The 18489-nt window shown below is 36.3% G+C and carries 16 protein-coding genes and 1 tRNA gene; 7 read left to right on the top strand and 10 right to left on the bottom strand.

Going from position 1 to position 18489, the window contains the following annotated elements:
* Positions 1 to 26: 26 nt before the first annotated feature.
* Positions 27 to 938: a haloalkane dehalogenase gene (locus AC27H3_RS05205; RefSeq protein WP_273312458.1), complete on the top strand. Its 912-nt coding sequence runs from the start codon at positions 27 to 29 to the stop codon at positions 936 to 938.
* Between the two features lie 100 nt (positions 939 to 1038).
* Here the strand turns inward: AC27H3_RS05205 and AC27H3_RS05200 are convergent, their stop codons facing one another.
* Positions 1039 to 1731 (bottom strand): crotonase/enoyl-CoA hydratase family protein, encoded by a 693-nt coding sequence (locus AC27H3_RS05200; RefSeq protein ID WP_273312434.1) that lies wholly within the window; start codon positions 1729 to 1731, stop codon positions 1039 to 1041.
* 551 nt (positions 1732 to 2282) lie between these two features.
* Here AC27H3_RS05200 and AC27H3_RS05195 point away from each other — a divergent pair.
* Positions 2283 to 3872, top strand: a complete 1590-nt coding sequence (locus tag AC27H3_RS05195) for a hemerythrin domain-containing protein (protein WP_487104295.1) — start codon at positions 2283 to 2285, stop codon at positions 3870 to 3872.
* A gap of 262 nt (positions 3873 to 4134) precedes the next feature.
* Here the strand turns inward: AC27H3_RS05195 and AC27H3_RS05190 are convergent, their stop codons facing one another.
* The 3 genes from AC27H3_RS05190 to AC27H3_RS05180 form a co-directional block, all read right to left on the bottom strand.
* Positions 4135 to 5040: a bile acid:sodium symporter family protein gene (locus AC27H3_RS05190; protein WP_487104293.1), complete on the bottom strand. Its 906-nt coding sequence runs from the start codon at positions 5038 to 5040 to the stop codon at positions 4135 to 4137.
* 312 nt (positions 5041 to 5352) lie between these two features.
* Positions 5353 to 6288: an alpha/beta fold hydrolase gene (locus AC27H3_RS05185; protein WP_487104291.1), complete on the bottom strand. Its 936-nt coding sequence runs from the start codon at positions 6286 to 6288 to the stop codon at positions 5353 to 5355.
* 14 nt (positions 6289 to 6302) lie between these two features.
* Positions 6303 to 6965 carry a nitroreductase family protein gene (locus tag AC27H3_RS05180; RefSeq protein ID WP_273312425.1) on the bottom strand — a complete coding sequence of 221 codons (663 nt, stop codon included), beginning with the start codon at positions 6963 to 6965 and terminating at the stop codon, positions 6303 to 6305.
* A 415-nt stretch (positions 6966 to 7380) separates the two neighbouring features.
* Between AC27H3_RS05180 and AC27H3_RS05175 the strand changes: the two genes are divergently transcribed.
* A complete protein-coding gene (locus tag AC27H3_RS05175) occupies positions 7381 to 9177 on the top strand; it encodes an acyl-CoA dehydrogenase C-terminal domain-containing protein (RefSeq protein ID WP_487104288.1) in 1797 nt (598 codons plus the stop codon).
* A 250-nt stretch (positions 9178 to 9427) separates the two neighbouring features.
* Here AC27H3_RS05175 and AC27H3_RS05170 read toward each other — a convergent pair whose 3' ends face one another.
* The 3 genes from AC27H3_RS05170 to AC27H3_RS05160 all read right to left on the bottom strand — a co-directional run bounded on the left by AC27H3_RS05170 (position 9428) and on the right by AC27H3_RS05160 (position 11335).
* Positions 9428 to 10111 carry an RES family NAD+ phosphorylase gene (locus AC27H3_RS05170; protein WP_273312421.1) on the bottom strand — a complete coding sequence of 228 codons (684 nt, stop codon included), beginning with the start codon at positions 10109 to 10111 and terminating at the stop codon, positions 9428 to 9430.
* 1 nt (position 10112) lies between these two features.
* Positions 10113 to 10508, bottom strand: coding sequence for an antitoxin Xre-like helix-turn-helix domain-containing protein (locus AC27H3_RS05165; protein WP_085303479.1), 396 nt, complete (start codon positions 10506 to 10508; stop codon positions 10113 to 10115).
* A gap of 83 nt (positions 10509 to 10591) precedes the next feature.
* On the bottom strand, positions 10592 to 11335 hold the full coding sequence (locus AC27H3_RS05160; RefSeq protein WP_273312419.1) for an ABC transporter permease: 744 nt from the start codon (positions 11333 to 11335) through the stop codon (positions 10592 to 10594).
* Between the two features lie 118 nt (positions 11336 to 11453).
* On the opposite strand from AC27H3_RS05160, the gene AC27H3_RS05155 reads away from it, so the two are divergent.
* From AC27H3_RS05155 to AC27H3_RS05145, 3 genes are all read left to right on the top strand, one after another.
* Positions 11454 to 12149, top strand: coding sequence for a HupE/UreJ family protein (locus tag AC27H3_RS05155; protein ID WP_273312417.1), 696 nt, complete (start codon positions 11454 to 11456; stop codon positions 12147 to 12149).
* Between the two features lie 76 nt (positions 12150 to 12225).
* On the top strand, positions 12226 to 12765 hold the full coding sequence (locus AC27H3_RS05150; RefSeq protein WP_273312415.1) for a hypothetical protein: 540 nt from the start codon (positions 12226 to 12228) through the stop codon (positions 12763 to 12765).
* 217 nt (positions 12766 to 12982) lie between these two features.
* Positions 12983 to 14695 carry a SulP family inorganic anion transporter gene (locus AC27H3_RS05145; protein ID WP_273312413.1) on the top strand — a complete coding sequence of 571 codons (1713 nt, stop codon included), beginning with the start codon at positions 12983 to 12985 and terminating at the stop codon, positions 14693 to 14695.
* Positions 14696 to 14841: 146 nt separating this feature from the next.
* On the opposite strand, the gene AC27H3_RS05140 is transcribed toward AC27H3_RS05145, so the two are convergent.
* A complete protein-coding gene (locus tag AC27H3_RS05140) occupies positions 14842 to 16305 on the bottom strand; it encodes an MATE family efflux transporter (protein ID WP_487104284.1) in 1464 nt (487 codons plus the stop codon).
* A gap of 286 nt (positions 16306 to 16591) precedes the next feature.
* On the opposite strand from AC27H3_RS05140, the gene AC27H3_RS05135 reads away from it, so the two are divergent.
* Positions 16592 to 16682 (top strand) — tRNA-Ser (locus AC27H3_RS05135).
* Here the strand turns inward: AC27H3_RS05135 and AC27H3_RS05130 are convergent.
* Positions 16674 to 18275 (bottom strand): recombinase family protein, encoded by a 1602-nt coding sequence (locus tag AC27H3_RS05130; RefSeq protein WP_487104282.1) that lies wholly within the window; start codon positions 18273 to 18275, stop codon positions 16674 to 16676. The genes AC27H3_RS05135 and AC27H3_RS05130 overlap by 9 nt on opposite strands.
* A complete protein-coding gene (locus AC27H3_RS05125) occupies positions 18257 to 18463 on the bottom strand; it encodes a hypothetical protein (RefSeq protein ID WP_487104280.1) in 207 nt (68 codons plus the stop codon). Before AC27H3_RS05125 ends, AC27H3_RS05130 begins: the two co-directional genes overlap by 19 nt.
* Positions 18464 to 18489 lie beyond the last annotated feature (26 nt).

Here is an 18489-nt window from a genome sequence, read left to right as displayed (position 1 = left end):
ATAACAATAATAAGTAAAGGGCATGTATGGAATATTTAAGAACTGATGATAGCTGCTTTTCAGCACTAGAAGATTACGATTTTTCAGCTAATTATTTAACTGTTGATGACACTGAAGGTGGTCAACTCAGAGTGCATTATGTAGATGAAGGCCCTAAAACGGCAACACCTATATTACTTATGCACGGAGAGCCTACCTGGAGTTATCTGTATCGCAAGATGATCCCTTTGCTTGTTGCCGGAGGTTATCGTGTTATCGCTCCCGACCTTATAGGTTTTGGTCGCTCAGACAAACCCACTAAGCGTTCTGATTACACTTATCAGCGCCATGTAGACTGGATGCGCAGTTTGCTAGAGCAGCTAGATCTCAAAGACATTACACTGTTTTGTCAAGATTGGGGCGGTTTAATCGGTTTGCGTTTAGTCGCTGAAGAAGGTCAACGTTTTGCACGTGTGGTTGCAGGCAATACTATGTTACCTACAGGTGAACATGCGCCAGGCGAAGCATTTGTTCAGTGGCAAAAATATTCTCAAGAGGTGGCTGAATTCCCCACTGGCGCTATAATCAATGGCGGTGCAGTAATGCCATTGTCAGAAAGTACTATTGCCGCCTATAACGCTCCTTATCCAAGCGAAGCATATAAAGAGGGCGCTCGACAGTTTCCTTTATTAGTGCCAACTCGACCGACAGATCCCGCATCGAAAAGTAATAAAGCGGCGTGGCAAATGTTAGCTAAATGGCAAAAACCTTTTTTAACAGCGTTTAGTGATAGCGATCCTATCACCAAAGGCGGTGATAAAATAATGCAAAAACTTATTCCAGGTACGAAAGGGCAAGCACATATCACGATAGAAACTGCTGGGCATTTTTTACAGGAAGATCAACCTGAGCAGCTTGCGCAAGTTATTCAAGCGTTTATAGAATCGACCAGCGCATAAGAGTTGTTTTTTATAAATAGTACATAGATACTATATAAATTTCTGACAAAAAAAGAGCACATATAGTGCTCTTTTTTCTCTACGCTAAATGCAAAACTTACTACAAAGACAAAATCATATTAGCATCAAGTGCAATTGCTTCATCAAGTGCGGCTAAAATATCTTTACGCTCTTTTAACTTAGTACCATGATGCGCTTTCATATTTAAAGTTTGCATTTGTATTGCTGCATTTTTGGCTGTTTCTAATAGCAACTCAGGCTCAACAGCAGTATCTAAAAAGCCTGCAACAATGGCCGTTTCTGGTGAAAACAACTCAGCATTAATTACCGAACGTGTTAAGTAATTAATAGGTAGGCGGTTACGTGCTATTTCAATGCCAGCTTGGTGCATGGTCATGCCAATAGCCACTTCATTTAAACCTATTTTAAATTTACCTAAGCTACCAATACGGTAATCACAGCTAAGTAATAAAAATGCGCCTTTAGCAATAGCGTGGCCTGTACATGCACCAATAATAGGCATAGGGAACGACAACATACGGCGCGATAACGTTGAGCCAGCCGTTACAAGTGCAACAGCAGATTCAGAGCTTTCTTTCATGGTTTTTAAATCAAAGCCACCCGAAAAAATCCCTGGCTGCCCGGTTAAAATCACCACAGCGCTAGCTGCTTCAGCTTGATCTAAAGCGTCGTTAATTTCAGCAATTACCTGATGTGAGATGGCATTAACTTTGCCATTTTTAAGCGTTATTGTTGCAATGTTTTCATTAATATCAAAATCGATTAATTCCACAGTTCTTCCTATTTTTAGTGTTTTTATGACGGTATTAAATTAGAAATCACACTTCAACCTACAATAAAGCTAATTGAGTGATCTTTGTGTATTAATAACGTAGTTGTTGTATTTTTCGCTAAGAATACAAAATTTAAAAATAACCACACCATAGTAACAAAGGTAGTGAAACAATCATCAAAAATTAAGACAATTCATAAATTATTTTTCTATTTCGCGACAGTTAGACCACTTTTTGCATTATATCTCTGCAATATAGTAATAATTAGCCGATTTTATCAATAATTAAGTTATATAAGGTGATATTACAAATTAAGTTTTTTAACAAAAGTTAAACTTTTTATTAAAAAATAATATGAATCCCTTTTTTTTTTGAAAACACTAACTACTATTACTTATGTAAGTGTCTGCATTATCGATATATTTATTAAAAATCATCAGTTGTTTAATTTTAATATCGTTAATAAATTTCACGGCAAAGTTATAAAGTTTACAAGAAAAATTTAATTTACTGGATAAGTTTATATTTTATGAATAGAGAGAAGTAACTCATGAAGCCTGCGAAAATCACCAATCAACCCGATATTGTTATGATTTATCAAGAGCGAGAGACTGTTGAGGCGGCCATTGAACAAATAACAGAGTTGGGTTTAGACTTTAAAACTTACATGTTTAACCCCAGTAAGTTACATAGCCTAACGACATTAAAGCCTAAAGTTCTATTACTTTCCTCTAATAACATTAAAAACACAATTGAATTCTATATCAATTATTTAGAAGAGTATGAGCAAAATATTGCTCCTCACAGTGCTATTTTGTTGATTAACAATCGTGAAACCTACCGAGCTTATTTAGCTTGTGAAAATGGTCTGTTTGATGACTATGCGATTATTAACCCATTAAATGAACCCTATCGTTTAAAGTTGGTGTTACTAAAAGAACTAAAGCTGATAGAAGAGCATACCAAAGATGGTTTAGATCAACTTGTTAATAACGGTGAAGACGAACTTGCATCTTGTATTGAACATGGCATAGCGCTTAAAAAAACATTTATTGCAGGTGTTAGCCAATGCGAAAATACTATTATTAATGCGACTAATACGGCTGTTGAAAATCAAAAAGCTAAGGCTGTTTTACAAAATTTAGTGGGTTTATCTTTAGAGCAAATGAACGATAAGGTTTCAACTCAAATAGAGGGCATTTTAGATCAGCTTCTGGCATTAAAAGACAATAATGAAGCTGTTAAAGAAAAACTAATACAAAGTGCAACTCAAGAAAAAATTGGCGTTAATACCGCGCTGTTAAATGTTGACGAACAAGATATAGAGCACTTGCAAACTACATGTTACAAAATTCTTATTGCTGAACCTTCAGACATGTTTACTCGTGTAATTGATAAAATATTTTCAGAGACCTTTTTTAAACATGTATTGGTTAATGACGGTAAAATAGCCCTTGATACAATACACAGCTTTCAACCTGACGTTGTACTTTTAGCCTATGATTTACCCACATTAGATGGCATAGAAATTACAAAAATTATCCGCCAAAAGGGCAACAAAGTCCCAATTATTGCTTATACACAACACCGTGATAGAGAAGCTATAAAACGTTGGTTTCCACTCGGATTAAGTGGTTACTTAATTAAACCTTCTAAAAAAAGTGCCATTTTAAAAAGTATTCTTAAGGCAATAAAGTTACCCAATGAAGTACTTGCATATCATGAAAAAGATAAAACTAACCTCTTTAAATGGTCGCCTAAATACCTATTAGGTAATAAAGATATTGATGAAAAACATGAGATTATTTTTACCATGTTAAATGACTTTTACCATAAAGAAAACAAACAGTCTGCCATTATGCTTGCGCACCATTTAGCTTCATACATAGATTTACAATTAGCGTCAGAAGAGAATTTACTTAGGCAAATAAATTATCCCAATACTGAACATCATGTAAAAGAACACCAAGAGTTTAGAGAAAACTTTAAATTGTTAATTAAGAAGCTAGATCATTATAACGTTGATATACAACATAAAATAGCTATGTATATTTTCAATTGGCTTAGTAATCATATATTAAAATCAGATATATCTATTAAAGACTATGCGTTGTCTATTGAAGATGAGAGCTTTAATTGATTTACAACAAATGAAGTAACGTAACGATGACTACCAACAGGCAAAGGTATTAGCGATAACTTGCCGATTTTTGATAGACCATAGTTTAATTAACTAGCGCTATGGATTTGGGTTAATAACCTTAAGTTATCAGCCATTTAATTTAGCACAATTGTTAGAATGTATTTTTTACAATTTCTTTTTATTACTAAATCATAGATTCGACATTAATTGCTCAGTAATGTCGAATCTATGATTACTTTTGTTTGTGAGATTTAGCCCGTTAGACTTTCGCTTGTGTAGTTTGAGAAGCTTGCAAATTAACTTTTGCACGTAAAAATCTCACCAATACACCGGCGGTAAATAACATCACCAAAGTATAAATAGCAGGTGTAAATGACATTTTATAATTCGCTAATAATGTTAACGCCATAAACATTGATAAGGTACTGTTTTGTAAGCCGACTTCAATAGTAATTGAGGTGGTTTGTGCGGCATTTAAGCCAAACCAGCGGCTTGAATAGTAGCCTAGCGCCATTGTTGAAATATTTAAAATCAGAGACACAGGACCTGTAGCGATAAAAGCGGATACAACAATATCTTGTTGAACATAAGTTAAAAATATTATCAGCAAGGTTAAAAATAAAATACCAAACCTAGAAACCAATACTTGGCTACTATCCGCAAAACGAGGTGCAAAAGCTTTAATTAACATGCCAATAGCAATAGGCACAATGGTTAAGCTCATTAAGCTGATAATAGTCGGTATTAAGGGCAGCTGAAATTCGTTACCTTCGCCCATAAAGTGCACAAGCGATATATTTAACACGATAGGAATAGTAAATACGGTAATTAAACTTGCCACCGCCGTCATGGTAACTGAAAGGGCAACATCGCCTTTTGCGATATGTGAAAACATGTTTGACGTTGTACCGCCTGGGCAAAGCACTAACAACATAACACCAACCGCATATTCCGGCTCTAACGGCATAACATTAGCAAGCGTAAAGCCAATAATAGGCAGTAATATTAGTTGATTGAGCAAACCAATCGACACTGCTTTAGGGTATTTTACGATTCGTTTAAAATCATTCGGTATCAGCGATAACCCCATACCCATCATAATCAAAAATATACATATTGGAACCACTTGCGTATTTACAAATGTAACTAATTCTGTGCCTTGCATATTCATCTCCATTAGAGGCTATTGAACGTTCTTGTTTAAATTTATCTTAATAACTGCGTTAAACTTATCTTGGTTTAACGTTTGCTGGCTTAACTCGCTAAACGAATAACGACACAGTTACTTGGTATAAATTGCTTTGGCTTGCATTCTTCTAGCTATACTTACTTTCCTATAAATTCAAAATAGCGTGTTTTTTACTATTTTTTGGCACAACACCCATACCGCTTCGGTGTTTGAGCATGTCTCTAGCTATATTTATTAACTTTCTTTTAGCTTTACGCCGTTATCTAAGTAAATTTCTAACAGCAATAATTAAGAGACAACTGAAGTGTTTATAAAGTTTTCAATCGCAATATTTATCTGGGCAGACTTTTCATGCATTAACCAGTGACTCGCGTCTTTGAAGCGTTTAATCGTGCAGTTGGGCACATATTGCTCAAGGTTATTTAAATTCTCCACAACAAAGGCTTCGTCTTGTTCTCCCCATAATATTAAGGTTGGAACATTGACTCGAATATTAGGTATTTTCATTTCACTAACGTGCTTTACTTGCTGGTTTGCCTTCTCATCGCTTTTAGCAGCAAGTTGCGGCATCGCACGATAGTACTGAAGCATGCCATTAATAACCCCCGTTTGTTGCCAAGCAGCAATATAGTTAGCTTTAGTGTCAGCATTCAATACTGCAGAACCGTCAGCAAAAAGCATTTTCTCACATAAGTATTGGTAATTATTTGCTTGCAATAAATCTTCAGCATTAAGGTTAATTAATTGGTGAATGTAGTCACTTTTATTACGTTGTAATGGGTTGTTAATCATTTCACGAGTAAAAGTACTTGGGTGCGCTGCATTTAAAATAACTAGCTTATCAATATACTGGGAATAAAATGCTGCTAATGGCCATGCAATAGCGCCCCCCCAATCATGCGCCACTAATAATACTTTTTGGTTTTGACTTACCGCAGCGATAAATTTACTGAAAAAGTTAATTAAATTTGGCACCTGATAAAAACTAATATCATCGGGCTTGTCGCTTAAATTATAACCGGGTAGATCGGGGGCAATCACACGATAATTATCTGAGAAATAGCTCAGTTGATGTTGCCAGGCCTGCCAGTATTCAGGAAAACCATGAAGAAAGACTAATGTGGGCTTGTTGTTGGAATTGGCTTTTTTATCTAAGTATGGTTCGGCGCTAACATAGTGTATGTTAACACCTTCAATATCTATATAGTGGCTAGTTAGCGACATAACAGGCATCAATATTAGCTAAAAAACTTAACTGCGTTAGACACAGCTTCTCGTTCAGTACGAGTGGTGTTAACTGCAGCACTTTCGTCAGCGTAACCAAACGACATACCAAATAAAATTCCACGCTGTTCAGGTAGGTTCAGCGCTGCTTTAACGGGATCTGGAAATTGCCCTAAAGCACCTTGCATACAACATGAAAGACCATGTTCAGCTAATATTAGCGCTAACGACTGCGCGTAAATCCCTAAATCAACGGCACCCATAATATCTAGGTATTTGTCCATAGTAAAAAATACGACATGTGGTGCATCAAAAAATTGCCAGTTGCGTATCATCGCCATTTGTCGGCCGCGTTTATCCTCGCGAGCGACACCTATAGCGCTATATAAAGCATTTGCAGAGCCAAATTGACGATCGCGATGAATACCTTCGTATTTGGGTAGCCAGTTAAAGTCTGGGTTTGGTGCTTCGCCTTTCATTACCGTGGTAACAAGATCTTGCTTCAGCTGGTCTTTCATTGCCCCTGAAACAACACAGGTTTGCCAAGGCTGCACATTACAGTTAGATGGTGATTGTTGTGCTTGTTCAAAAATAGTATCGAGCAATGCTTGAGGAACAGGTTTATCTAAATAAGCACGAGCTGAGTAACGTTTTTCTAATAAAGCAATAACAGACATAACAGAGATCCTTTTTAAAATCGTAAGGTAATTTTATATAGTTAACTTTAACAACGAGTTATCACAAACTCGGGCTAAGTTTATCTTGTCATGCTAAAGCTGATATTTTTATAACGCCAATGAATAATTATAATGGCTCTGTATTCAAATAACATATACTAGTGGGATAATTGCCACATTTTTATTCATTATCTTGACAATTGTCAAATATCATAAAATCAATATTGACAGCAGTAAAATTATCGATATATTTGTTTGGCTTGCTGTATACGAATAGTTAATAGTAAGTGATTAAAAATATTCATTTGTTTTATAACTGCCTTGTGATTAGCATAGAATTTATAAAATCTTATTAGAAATGATTAAGCGTAAAACAACATAAAGTTTGTTAAAAAATAATTTGGAGAATGACATAATGCCTGAGTATAAAGCACCGATCCGTGATATTAAGTTTGTTATGAAAGAGTTGTTAAACTGTGATGAACACTATCAACAACTTGGTTATAGCGATGCAAGCGACGATATGATAGACGCTATTCTTGGCGAAGCAGCAAAATTTACTGAACAAGTTATAGCGCCGCTTAATCAAATTGGTGACCAACAGGGCTGTACTTGGACCGATGGCGTGGTAACAACACCTGACGGTTTTAAAGAAGCATACAAGCAATATGTTGAAGGCGGATGGCCAACATTATCACAATCTGTAGAATTTGGCGGTCAAGGCTTACCACATTCACTCAATGGTGCCATTAGCGAAATGATGTCGGCGGCGAATCACAGTTTTGCCATGTATCCTGGCTTAAGTCACGGCGCATTAGCAACCATTGAAGCGCATGGTACTGACATGCAAAAACAACAATTTATGCCTAAGTTGGTTGAAGGTAGCTGGACAGGCACTATGTGCTTAACTGAACCTCACTGTGGTACTGATTTAGGCATGTTACGTACTAAAGCAGAATTAAATAACGATGGTAGCTACTCGTTAACAGGTACAAAAATATTCATTTCTGCTGGCGAACATGATTTATCTGACAACATTGTCCATATTGTTATTGCCCGTATTCCTGGTTCTCCTGAAGGTAGTAAAGGTATTTCGCTTTTCATCGTACCTAAATTTAACGTTAACGACGACGGAACTATCGCTGATAGAAACGGCGTAACTTGTGGATCAATTGAACACAAAATGGGCATTAATGCTAACGCGACTTGTGTGATCAATTTTGACAGTGCAAAAGGTTATTTAATAGGTGAAGTTAACCGTGGCTTAAACTGCATGTTTACTTTTATGAATGCTGCTCGTTTAGGTGTGGCTTTAGAAGGTACTGCGGCAACTGAGGCTTCTTTTCAAGGTGCATTAGCGTATGCAAAAGATCGCTTACAAATGCGCTCTATTAGTGGTGTAAAAAATCCTAATGGTCCTGCAGATCCAATTATTGTTCATCCTGATGTACGTCGTATGCTATTAACGCAAAAGTCGATTGCTGAAGGTGGTCGCGCATTGGTTGCTTATTTATCGCAATTAGTTGATATAACACATGCTGAAAAAGACGCTGACAAAGTGGCACAAGCAGATATTAAACTTGCGTTGCTTACGCCGATTGCCAAAGCTTTGCTGAGTGAACTTGGTTTTGAGTGTACTAGTCACGGTGTGCAAATTTTTGGTGGTCATGGTTTTATCAAAGAGTGGGGCATGGAACAACTGATGCGCGATACTAAAATCAGTTGTCTTTATGAAGGCACTACAGGTATTCAAGCATTAGATTTATTGGCGCGCAAAATTTTAGGGAGTAAAGGGGCTATTTTAAAGCCATTTATGACCGATGTTGGTGCTTTTTGCCAAGCAAACGCAAGCAACCCAGCCTTAGCAGAGCATGTTAAAACGCTGGCGAGTTATTGTGAACAATGGCAGAGCATTACTGGCGATGTTGGTAAAAAAGCCATGAGCAACCCAGATGAAATTGGTGGTGCCTCAGTTGATTACTTAATGTTTGCTGGTTACGTTACTTTGGCCTACTTTTGGGCGCAAATGGCATCAGTTGCACAAAGTAAGTTAGCCAGTGGTGCAGATGATGAAGCGTTTTATCAAGCTAAACTTCAAACCTGTGAGTTTTACTTTAAGCGCATATTACCACGCGCACAAGGACACGCAGCCTGTATTGAAGGCGGTGTAGACTCTATGATGTCTTTAGATAGCGAAGACTTTGCATTTTAAATAACGCTTAAATGGTTATTTAATAATAGAGTTGGCTTTATCATATCAGCAGGATATTAAAGTAGAATACAGGTAGTAAATATACCGTAATATCCTACCGATTTAGCGGTTGGTGATGCGATAACGCTAATATATAAAAATGGCGATGATTTACTTTTACAGTAAATTATCGCCATTTTTGTTTTGTACCAGGTTTTGTACCAGGTTTTGCAACTGATTCAGTGCTGGTATTTTTTATTAAAAAGTCACTTCAGCGTATCCCGCTAACTAACTCTCTAACTTTTGCTATTGATTTACCGTCAAAAATAAATTCAAAATGCTTAGTTTGAATTGCACTATTAACATAAAGAGGGGAAAACAAACCCCAGCAAGTCGCATTGTTATTTCTAACTGAATGATAATGAATTCCCTGAACATTATTCTTTTTAAGTTGTGCACCTAATTCTCTGGGCTTTATATAATCGTCAGACTCATAAATACCTGCAACATCAGTACAATCTATAACGTCAGCACTAAATATGACTTTTAAGCAGCGCATATCTATGGTGTCGTAATGCAAGCCGCTAACATTCTTAAAATACTTTTCTTGATGATAAAGCGTTTCTTTAATTGCGGTTTCAATGGTATCGGCAAGGTAAAGTATGCCAAAAGTACCGTCACTAAAGCGAGAGCCATCTACATTTATGTGCGTAAAAGGGGCAGTAACGTAATTTACACCATCAATGCCAAACGGAATTTCATTACTCGGCAGCAGTGATAAATCACCCAGTTCATTTAATATTCTCGGGTTTGTTAATGCTTGAATAGCGTAAACGGCATCAAAATCTTCATGACTTATTACATCATCAAAAAGTGTGATCGGTGGGAACTTTGAATTGACCAAGCGGTACGACACTTTATCGACTAATTTAATGATGTTATTGGGAAGTTTCACGTTACCATTGACCATTGCGCATAGCATCTATGCGTTTAAATACTTCGTATAAAGTGCCAAATTTTCCCGTTGAAATAAGTGCTAGTGGTGAATTACCATTAAAATACGGGTTATTGTTTTTCATCGCCATAAAACCATAAATGTTGTCTGGGTTTGAAAAAATCATTTTTAACGCTTGATGAATATTAGCGATATAACTAATACGCTCTAGTTGATCGCTTGATAGCGTTGCACTTTCGTTATTTTGAAAACGATAATAGCTACTTTTGGTTAAACCGAGTATTGCTTGCTTGTCGCTCGCGCTACATTGCCATTTTTCTAGAATATTACTACCAAGCTTAAATGCCACCGAACTATTGATTTTAGGTGGTGTATTTTGATGTTTTGAAACCGTCATTAAGTTGTCCTAGTCGCTTTTGAAAACATAATGTAATTGTAGTCCCAAAACAAACTATTTTCAATTGTTCGTGCTAAATGAAACTAATCGTTTGCCGGTTTTGAATTATTACTTGCCATTAACGTTAAGGTTTCCTCTGATAAAATTAAAAATATTACCGCTGATATAATGGCAGAGGCAAATATCATACACATGACAATTATTTGATATCTAGCCGCAATTAACGGTGAAACACCAGAGAGTATTTGGCCTGTCATCATACCAGGTATAGACACTAAGCCAACAGCAAATAAAGTATTAATAACCGGTATAGTGGCTGCATTGAGTGCATTTTTTCTGGCCTGTTGATACGGTATTTTATTACTCATTTCAGCATATAAGCGCTCTGCGCACAAACTAATGCTATTCATTGCGGTGGCGAATATCATTCCACCTAGCGGGATAATTACTTGTGCTTGATACCAAGGATTTATCGATAATGCCCCTTGGGTAATAAAAAATAATGTAAAGCCACCACCACAAAAAATGGCAATAAAGCCATGTTTAAACAACAGTAATCGATAACTGGCTAGGGTGCGTAACGCTATCCAACAAGAAATGCCAACCATAGCGCATAATATTGCTGTTATTAACCAAGCATTATCCGAAAAAAATATATAACTTAGTGCATAGCCAATGAGTAATAACTGTATTAACATTCGAGAAATTGCATAACTCGCTTGTTTAGCATTTAAAGACCATAAATAGAGAAAAAATAAAGCGACACCTACTGGAATAAAAGCAATAGCAAGGTCGATTAAGCTGATTAATTGCGGTGAATTGTTCATGAGTATGAATAATATTTTTAATGATAAAGCTATTATTTATTATATTTCCAAGAGATACAATTATAGAATTACTCAGGCCAAACTCCTGTTTAAAAGCATTAATAACAAGGAACATACATTGAAGAGTGCCAGTCAGAAATTTATTCAGACGTTATTGGTTGTAATAACCATTTTTACTTCATTTTCACTTTTAGCGCATGGCGTAGATGAAGCAACAAAACAATTTTTAGAAACGAACCAAGGAGCAGCAATATTTCCGTTTATCTATATTGGCGCCAAGCACATGCTAACGGGTTACGATCATTTATTGTTTTTAGTTGGCGTGGTGTTCTTTTTGTTTCGAAGCAAAGATGTTCTGCTATATGTTAGCTTATTTACCTTAGGTCATAGCCTAACCTTACTTTATGGCGTGTTTAGTCATATTTCGATAAACCCTTATATAATTGATGCCATTATTGGTTTATCAGTGGTTTACAAAGGTTTTGATAACTTAGGGGGCTTCAAACGATTATTTAATTGCCAACCTAATACAAAAGTAGCGGTGATCATATTTGGTTTATTCCATGGTTTTGGCTTAGCAACCAAACTACAAGAATTTAAATTACCGAGCGATGGATTAATCACCAATATCATTTCATTTAATATAGGCGTTGAAATAGGCCAGTTTTTAGCGCTAACAATAGTATTAATCGTTTTAAATACTTGGAGAAAACATTCAAGTTATCTGAGTTTTTCAGTTGCTACTAATACCGCATTAATCAGTGCTGGTTTCATGCTTATAGGCATGCAACTTACCGGTTATTTTGTCAATTAATAATGTTTTAATAATCGCGTAAGTAATATGTTGCAAATAAACGCTTAAAGACCAATTTAAACTAATAGGAACGCCCGTGAACGAATTTAATATTCCAGTACAGAGCAATAAAACATTAATTAAAGCAGTAGTTATAGCATCTGCGGTGGCTATAATTTTACTTATCACTTGTATTTTACCTGCAGAATATAATATTGACCCAACAGGGTTAGGAAATAAACTAGGCCTTACGGCGATAGCTAATGTAGATCAAACACCGACAGAAAAGGTTGTTATCGCACGTGGTGCACAAAGTGATGTATTACGAACCGACACTATAACCATTACTATTCCTGCAGGCAAAGGACTAGAGTATAAGCTGAATATGGCTAAGCATGCGCATGTAGAATATGAATGGCAAACTGATGGCACAGCACTTTATTTTGACTTTCATGGAGAGCCAGCAGGTGATACCACTGGCTATTACGAAAGTTTTTCTATTACAACATCAAACGATATGAAGGGTTCTCTGACTACACCATTTAACGGCTCACACGGCTGGTATTGGAAAAACAATAGCTCGAATGATGTAGATATATCATTAACAACTAAAGGCTACTACACCATAAAAGGCTAATCTAGTGTTTCACAAAGCTCACGCTTACTTTGGTTTTGTCAGCGAAAATTCATTTAAGTGAATAACCATAAAAAAATGGGGGGAAATGATAAAAACCAGCTTAAAATTAGGCCTTAACCAAAATATTTAGTTCATACGATTTGTACATTTACTCACTATATTTTATTACATTCTAGCCTTATTATTAGGGTATTAGCAGCTTACTAAGGAAATAGCTTTGTTGTCCCGTTTATATAATTTCATGCCTGGTTTACAAGTGCTATTTAACTATGATCGCACTTGGTTTGCTGATGACGTAAAAGCTGCATTGTCAGTAGCGGCTGTGGCGTTACCTGTTGCAATAGCGTACGCACAACTTACCGGCGTTAATGCTGCTGTTGGCTTGTATTCTTGTATTTTACCTATGGTGATATATGCGCTATTTGGCACCTCTAGACAATTAATTGTTGGCCCTGATGCAGCAACTTGCGCAGTAATTGCTGCCGTTGTAACACCTCTAGCAGCAGGCGACATTGTTAAACATTGGCAATTAGTTATTACCATGACAATCATGACCGGCTTTTGGTGCATCATTGCCAGTCGCTTTAAACTCGGTGTATTGGCAGATTTTTTATCAAAACCTATTTTAATGGGGTTATTAAACGGTGTTGCAATTACCATTATTGTTGGCCAGTTTTCTAAAATATTTGGCTTTACCTTTGACGAAAAGTATTTACTAGAACGATTAGGCGGTGTGCCTCAGTATCTTTCACAAGCGCATGTTCCTACGTTATTAATGGCCTTGCTAACTGTTAGCATTTATTTTTTGCTTAAACGTATAAAGCCCACGTGGCCTGCCTCTATGTTCGCTATTACTATTGCCTCGGCGTTAGTGTGGCTTTTTAACCTAGAACAATTTCAAATTAAAACCATAGGAGTTGTAGAAGGGGGCTTGCCTTTATTTAAAGCACCCGAGTTTAATGTCGGTATTATTCGCGAATTAGTCATGCCAGCACTTAACTTAGCGATTGTCAGCTTTGTTAGCTTAATGCTGACCGCTCGTAGCTTTGCCGCTAAAAATGGTTACGAAATTGATGCCGATAAAGAATTTATGGCCTTAGGGCTAGCTAACTTTGCTTCAGCACTTTCTCAAGGTTTTGCGGTTAGTGGCGCAGCTTCTCGAACTGCAGTAAACGATGTTAACGGTGGTAAAACACAGTTAGTTTCTATCATTGCTGCAATTATTATTGGTGTTATCGCTGTTTATATCACAGCACCACTAGAATATATTCCAAGTGCCGCTTTAGGTATTGTGTTAATTATTGCCTCTGCACACCTGTTAGATTTAAAATCTGTATGGCAACTTAGACTAAAAGATAGACAAGCCTTTTATTTAACTTTAACAACCTTATTTGCTGTACTTTTTATTGGTGTTATTCCTGGTATTACGCTGGCAGTTTTATTAGGTTTGTTTCAATTTATTAGAACAGTCATGAGACCTACAGATCACATTCTAGGTGTTGATATTAAAGGCGTTGTAAGAAGTTTAGATACTACCGATAAAGCCAAGCCAATAGATGGTATTTTTATCTATCGCTTTAATTCACCGCTTACGTACTTCAATTCAAGCTTTTTCAAGCGCAGGTTACTAGAGCAATACGCTAGACAAAAAGATGATATTGAATGCGTAATTATCGATGCAGTACCGTGTTTTACTCATTTAGATTTAAGCGTAATGGCGATGTTAGCTGATTTAGACACCATCTTTAGAAAACGTGGCGTCCGCCTAGAAATTGCAGGTAGGAAAAGACAACTGTTAGCGTGGTTTAAAACTGCAGATATAAAATCAGGCAATGAAGGAATATATGTTCACTCAGATTTGTATCTAGCATTAAGGATAAATCAAGCTAAACAAATTGCCACTAGAGAAGAACAAGCAGAGGTAATCTAACAGTGTACTGTTCACACTATTTATCCACGTTGATTAGCTAGCGTTTTGTTTACTAGCATGTTGTTGACTCGTTAATAGCAACAACATGCTTTTCTATTTAGATAAACTAAAACTAAAACAGAAGCAATAACATAAAAACATCAAAGCTAATTAGGTTTTGTTGTTTGAGTCTCTGCTTCATCTGAATTTAAAATCTCAAAACAGTCATTTGCTTCTTGGCAATCTATACTTTCGTTAATGGTTGGCTCATTTACCAATACTTCTTCAGCGTATATCCCTTTAGTTCGCCATAAACCGCTTTGCCAACGTTTAAAGCCAATAACACCACGAATACATTCGTCTAAGCTTGTTGCAAACCAAATACCGATTAAACCAAAAGCAAAATGAAGCCCTAAAAGCCAAGATAAAGGTAGGGCGACAAACCACATTAAGACAAAACCGATACTCGACACATACCGAGCATCGCCAGAAGCTCTTAAAGACGCGCCAACAATAAGGTTAATACTGCGACCAAATTCTCCCATAATGGCAACCCATAATATTAATCGTCCTAATGCCCATATATCGGTATTAGCGGTGAATATACTAAAAAGTTGATCAGAAAAAGCTAATAACGTAAATACAAAGAACATCGCACCAACTAGGCCTATTTTAAGGCCTAACATAAGCTGCTCGTGTGCTTCATTATATCGTTTGGCACCAATAAAGTGAGCTACTTTTATTTGTACCCCAGCACTGATCGCAAAACCATAAAGAATCGCCGTAAATAACAAGTTAAAGGTATAAATGCGGGTAGCTAACGCTAACTCGCCCATAGTAACAATCATCACCGTCATCACTATTTGCGTAAGCTGCCACGACATAGGCTCTAACACAGAAGGAAGTGCAATTTTTAATATCGGCGTACTGTCTTTTTTAAACAACAACCAATTATTGGGCAAAGCAATGTTAATCTTTAAATGTTTAATAATAATAATTAAGGTAAAACATAAGCTTACCACCCATGCTATTACAGAAGCATAAGCCACGCCTTGCACACCAAGCGCTGGAAAACCAAACTTTCCATCAACTAATAAATAATTAAAAAGTATGTTAACTATGGTCATGATAAAAGTAGACCACATGTTCCAGTGCGTTTTACCTTGCGAGGTTAAAACGGCAGCGGCAGCAAAACGTATTGCCAGCACCCAGGTTCCCATACCAATTGTGCTTATATAAATACTCGCCATGGCTGACATATCGTCTTGCAAACCCATCCACTGAGCGAACGTAGGGGCAAAACTCATCATCATAACGGTTAACAAAGCACCACCGAAAAGCAAAATAGCAAAAAGAGCGCCATAAGTAGAAGCTAACTTACTATAATCTCCAGCACCAATTCGCTGTGAGGCAACACTGCTACCGCCTTGATGCAGTGTACTATATAGCGCAAACGCTATACCTAAAATCGGCATAACCGCACCGATAGACGCCGCTGCAGTGTCAGATATACGACTTAAAAACCAAGCATCGGTAACGTTAATCATAAAAATGAAAAACAGATCAATAAAAATTGGCCAAGTTAAACTAAGTAAACTTCGATCAGCAACCGACGGGCTAGACTTTTGCACGCTATCTCCTTAAAAATCGCAATAAAACAGTATAACAGTTGATAATATAAATACTGTTGCATACGTTTGTTACAAATCGTAATAAATAATCTATCCGATAAAAACTTATAATATAAATAAGTGTAATAGTGAGTAGGGTAGTAAAAACACTCTATTTGATGGTTTATTCAGCACTCGGTAATAAAAATCAAATAAAATGACTATTATTAGCAATTAGCACTTTACAAAGGCGTTAACAGTATTTATTATTCGCCCCGTTCTGAAGCAGCAATGCTTTAGAACTTCAGGTGAGATGGCTGAGTGGTCGAAAGCACCGGTCTTGAAAACCGGCAAGGGTTTGTAGCCCTTCTAGAGTTCAAATCTCTATCTCACCGCCATATTGATATGAGGCTGGGCACTCCATTGGGGTTCCCAGCCTTATTACTTTCTACATTAGCTAAAATCTGTAAATTTCCACCTATAAAGTCGATTTTATCTTCATAAACTTTAATTTCCTTTACAGTAGCCAATAACAGAGCCTTAGTCGCTTCAACATTTCCTCCTAGTAAAACCTTCTCACAAGCAAATAAAAATTGTTCTATGTGATGTTTACCAAAATGCATTAGTGGTAATCTAGTTTTCTTATCAAGCATTTCGATTGAACGCTCAATTGTAGCTAGATTATCTTCATAAATTTTTAAGTGTCTTTGTATCATTGCAGACATGGTTAACTTGTTATCTGCAATTTCACCTATTAATTTTGATACTTGCTGCTCAGCGACATTCCATTTACGTTGTAAAGTTGCTTTTTCAAGTGATTGCTCTTTCTTTCTTTGTGTTAATGTATCTTTCAGGTCATCATAGATGCTGGAGATATATGAAGCGTCAAAAATGGTGCCACGTAAACTCTTTATTACTGATTTTTCCAATTGTTCTTTTCTAAAGTTAGGAGTATTGCAGGATTTAGTAGTATGCTTTATTTTGTTTCTACATTTATAGTATGAGTATTGTCCTCCTTTTCCCGTATTTATTACTAGATTACAACCACATGTGGCACACTTCAAAAGACCAGTGAGAAGAGAAGGTGACTGTATTCCTTTACTCTCTTTATTTTCCTTTTTAGGAGCACGTTTAGACATTAGCTCTTTGACCAACATAAAGTCCTGCTTAGAAATGATTTCTGGTGTGGGAACAATAATAATTTCATTATGTAAGTCTTTTCGAATTCTTTTTAGTCCGTATTCTCGTTCTCCGAAGTATGTTGGGTTTGTTAATACGTTATGCACATCATTTGGGGTCCAACGGTGGTTATTCTTAAAAATGTTTTGTTCATTTAAATAAGAAGCAATTTTTTTTACCCCCAATGAACAACCTGATGTACCTGAAATAGCCAGTGAATATATCAGTTCAACAGTAGAAGCATTGTCAGGGTGTATTTCTAAAGTTTTTCTTTGTTTACCACCATTTAAGTTAGGTACAGGAACAGATCGGTAACCAAAAGGCGGTTTACCTCCAGTGAAGTAACCTTGTTTAGCTGCATCATTTAATTTAAACGCAGATTTTTTACTATTTTTTCTACTAAAGCTTTCATTAAACAAACCATTGAAACCTTTAAATAGGAATGCATCATCCTCATCATCAGGAATACAATCAATAAAGGAGAAAAACTTAACGTTATGCTTATGTAAAATCTCTTCTGCATTAAGGCGATCTACTTCTTTTCTGCTAAATCGTGAAGAGTCATAAACAGCAACACAGTCGACATCGATTACTTCATTTTCAATATCATGTAACATTTGGCTAAATTGTTTTCTAACCCCTTTATATGCTGATGAGCCTGCATCTTCATATACATTAACTACTAAATGATTATTATCCTTTGCCCATTTTGTTAATGTGTTTAATTGATCTTCTAAAGACAAGTTTTCCTTAACCTGCATGTTGGTGCTAACGCGAATATAAATGGCGATTTTCATTGTTTTAACTGACATTTCTTGTCTCCTTTATTTTTAACTTTAAATTCGTTGTCTTTATCTAAATGTTTTTCTAAAACTTCCAAAATTTCATCTATATTTTTTTCAATAAGCTCCCATTTCAGCAATGAGAACTTTATTTTTGATGGGCGCTTGAAGGTTAGTATTGCTTTATGATTATTTACTTCGAACTTAATCTTATTCATCTCTTAATCCCTCTAATAGTTTTAGT

The organism is Colwellia sp. NW0002-52-1 (assembly GCF_057550865.1).
This window is presented reverse-complemented; position numbering and strand designations above follow the sequence as displayed.

Bases quoted from the DNA above. Each gene is read 5' to 3' on its own strand.
- AC27H3_RS05205 (WP_273312458.1), top strand. From the start codon at position 27: ATGGAATATTTAAGAACTGATGATAGCTGCTTTTCAGCACTAGAAGAT.
- AC27H3_RS05195 (WP_487104295.1), top strand. From the start codon at position 2,283: ATGAAGCCTGCGAAAATCACCAATCAACCCGATATTGTTATGATTTAT.
- AC27H3_RS05190 (WP_487104293.1), bottom strand. From the start codon at position 5,040: ATGCAAGGCACAGAATTAGTTACATTTGTAAATACGCAAGTGGTTCCA.
- AC27H3_RS05185 (WP_487104291.1), bottom strand. From the start codon at position 6,288: ATGTCGCTAACTAGCCACTATATAGATATTGAAGGTGTTAACATACAC.
- AC27H3_RS05180 (WP_273312425.1), bottom strand. From the start codon at position 6,965: ATGTCTGTTATTGCTTTATTAGAAAAACGTTACTCAGCTCGTGCTTAT.
- AC27H3_RS05175 (WP_487104288.1), top strand. From the start codon at position 7,381: ATGCCTGAGTATAAAGCACCGATCCGTGATATTAAGTTTGTTATGAAA.
- AC27H3_RS05165 (WP_085303479.1), bottom strand. From the start codon at position 10,508: ATGACGGTTTCAAAACATCAAAATACACCACCTAAAATCAATAGTTCG.
- AC27H3_RS05160 (WP_273312419.1), bottom strand. From the start codon at position 11,335: ATGAACAATTCACCGCAATTAATCAGCTTAATCGACCTTGCTATTGCT.
- AC27H3_RS05130 (WP_487104282.1), bottom strand. From the start codon at position 18,275: ATGTCAGTTAAAACAATGAAAATCGCCATTTATATTCGCGTTAGCACC.
- AC27H3_RS05125 (WP_487104280.1), bottom strand. From the start codon at position 18,463: ATGAATAAGATTAAGTTCGAAGTAAATAATCATAAAGCAATACTAACC.